Raw genomic sequence first — 3184 nt, forward strand, 5'->3', positions numbered from 1 at the left:
GGCGTACGTACCGTTGGCGGCGTTGCCGCTGACGGGCAACGGCAAGATCGATCGCAAGGCGTTGCCGGATCCGGGCATGGCGGTGACGTCGCGCCAGGACTTCGTGCCTCCACAAGGGCCGCTGGAAACGGCGATCGCCGGGCTGTGGAGCGAGGTGCTGGGCGTCGAGCGCGTGGGACGCCACGACAGCTTCTTCGAACTCGGCGGGCAATCGCTGCTGGTCGTGCGCATGATCTCGCGCCTGCGCCAGTCGCTGGGATTCGATCTCGCGCTGTCGAGCGTGTTCGCGCATCCGGTCCTGCACGAGTTCGCGCAGGCTGCCGGCGTGTCGCAGGCGGTGGCCTTGCCCGCGCTCGTGCCGGTGGCGCGACCCGACGACATGCCGCTGTCTTTCGCGCAGCAGCGCCTGTGGCTGGCGGCGCAGTTTGGCGAGGAAGCGAGTGCGGCCTATCACATGCCGATCGGGCTGCGCCTGCACGGTCGACTGGACCGTGCGGCATTGCAGGCTGCTCTCGACGGCATCGTGCGGCGTCACGAGGCACTGCGCACCCGGTTCGAACTCGTCGATGACCATCCGGTGCAGCGCATCGCACCGGTCGCGCCGTTCGGGCTGGTGTTCCAGGCACTGGATCTCGATGTCGCCGAGCGTGATGCCGCGATCGCGCACTGGAGCCTGCTGGAATCGCGCGAGCCATTCGACCTCCACCTCGGTCCGCTCTTCCGTGGTCGCCTGCTGCGACTGGGTGAACACGATCACGCGCTGCTGCTGACCGTGCACCACATCGTGTCCGACGGCTGGTCGCTGGGCGTGCTGGCCGATGAGCTCAGCACGCTGTACAGCGCCTACGCCGTGGAAGGCGTGCCGTTCTCGAGCGATCCGTTGCCGCCGTTGCCCGTGCAGTACGCGGATTACGCCCTGTGGCAGCGCCAGTGCATGGATGACGCCATGCAGGCGCATCTGCTTGCGTACTGGCGCGACCAGCTCGCCGGCAGTCCGACGCTGTCGACGCTGCCCACGGATCATCCGCGCCCGCCCACGAAGGGCTTCGTCGGCGGCATGGTCCACGCACAGGTGCCGCCGTCGACCACGGCCGCGCTGAATGCCTTGGCCGCGGGTCATTCGAGCACGTTGTTCATGGTGCTGATGGCGGCGTTCAAGGTCGTGCTGTCGCGCTACACGGGGCAGACTGATCTGAACGTCGGCACGGTGGTGGCCAACCGCAGTCGAGCCGAGGTCGAGCCGCTGATCGGGCTGTTCCTAGACACGCAGGCGATCCGCACCCGGTTGGACCCTGCACAGAGTTTCGAGTCGCTCCTGGCGCAGGTGCGCGCGACCCTGATCCAGGCCTACTTGCACCAGGATCTGCCCTTCGACCGATTGCTGGAGGAGCTGAAGCCGGCGCGTCGCCCCGGCGTGCCGCCGGTGTTCCAGGTGATGGTGCAGATGCAGAGCGTGCCCGACCCGGTCGTGCACCTGCCCGATCTGCGCATGGAAGAACTGCCGCTGGCTGAGCACACGGTGAAGTTCGATCTGACGCTCTACGTGAATGAGCGTGCCGGTGCCATCGACATCGCCTACGAGTACGACGCGGCGCTCTACGACGCGGCCACCATCGAGCGTCTCGCCGATCGCTTCGCGCGCATGCTCGATGCCGTCGCGGCCACGCCGCAGGCGCGCATCGATGTGCTGGCATTGCCCGAGGTGCTGCCCGCGGCCGTGCGTCGAATCGATGCCTCGCCGCAACGCGGGACGGCGCACGAGCTGTCGCCCATGCAGCGGCGCCTATGGCCGGCCGATGCCGACGCTTCGGCATCGGCGACGCATCTGCCGCTTCTGCTGTCGTTCGACGGCCCGGTTTCGTCGACGTCGCTGGCGGACGCGTTGAATGTCGTCGTCGCGCGCCACGAAGCATTGCGCACATGGTTCTCGGTCGAAGACGGCCGGGTCCGGCAATCGGTGCTTCCGGTGGCGCCGCTGGTGCTGGCCGAACGCACGCTCGAAGACGGTGAATCGCTATTGACGCAGTTCATGGCGGAGATGGCGCACCCGTTCCGGCTCGACGACGAACGACCGCTGCGTGCCACGGTTTGGCGCGACGCAAACGGCCACGCCTGGCTATGCCTCATGTCCCATCGCCTCGTGGTCGACCGCCGCTCGCTGGCGTTGATCGCCGGGGAGATCACTTCCGCGTATGCGGCGATCGAGGGCGGAGGTGCGCCCACGGCACCTGTGTCCTCGCCGGACTTTGGCGACTACCTGCACTGGCTGTCGACGCTCGACGATGCGGCGCTCGAACCGCTGCGGATGTATTGGAAACAACCTCTGCGCGGTGCGCTTCCCACGCTCGCGTTGCCGACGAGCCGACCGCGCCAGGCGGCGCCAGGCTTCGCGGCGGCGTCGCACGTCTTCGCCATCGGCGCGGACCTGGGCGCGGCGTTGCGGGCGCTGGCACAGGGGCAGGGCGTCGACGTCGAAGACACGCTGCTCGCCGGTTTCATGGCGCTGCTCGCGCGCTACGGCGGCCAGGACGATCTGGTCGTTGGTCTCGACACCGACGGGCGGCGTCTGCTCGATCTGCAGGTCATGGTGGGCCCGCTTGCCGACGTGCTGCCGCTGCGCGTTGCCATTCCCGCGGGAGGCGATGCCAGGCACCTGCTGGCGGATGTCTCGCGAGCGCGAACGCATGCCATGCAACATGGCAATGTCCCGTTCGAGCGCATCGCCGCCGCGATGGGCCTTGGCGAAGAAGCGCAGCGCAACGGACTGTGCGACGTCGTGTTCCGTTTCGACGGGCGCGTCGAGGAGGGGTTCCACTGCGGTGAACGCGTGGTCCGCATGGTTGACACCGGCTTTGGCGAGGGGCGATGCGACCTGCACCTGAGCCTGTCCCCGTGCGACGGTGGTTATGCGGCGCGGCTGGTCTACGACACCGCGCTCTTCGACGAATGGTTCGTTGTGCAGATGATGCGGCACTTCGTCCGCCTGCTGCAGGCGATGGCGCTCGATCCGGCCATCCGCATCGATCACGCGCCGGTGCTGGACGCCGCCGAGCGCAATTTCCTGTCGCAGGAGTGGAACGCGACGGATCGCGCGTACCCGACGACCTGCGTGCACGCGCAGTTCTCGGCGCAGGCGGCCAGGACGCCGGAAGCGGTGGCGCTGCGGTTCGAGGACATCGAACTG

General features: G+C 68.2%; 1 protein-coding gene. It reads left to right on the forward strand.

Annotated features, from left to right (window positions below):
* Nucleotides 1-3184, forward strand: a 3184-nt coding sequence (locus ACYVGK_RS17760) for a condensation domain-containing protein (RefSeq protein ID WP_460736179.1), incomplete at both ends; no start/stop codon positions are given.

The sequence above is a fragment of the Lysobacter tyrosinilyticus genome (assembly GCF_054779815.1).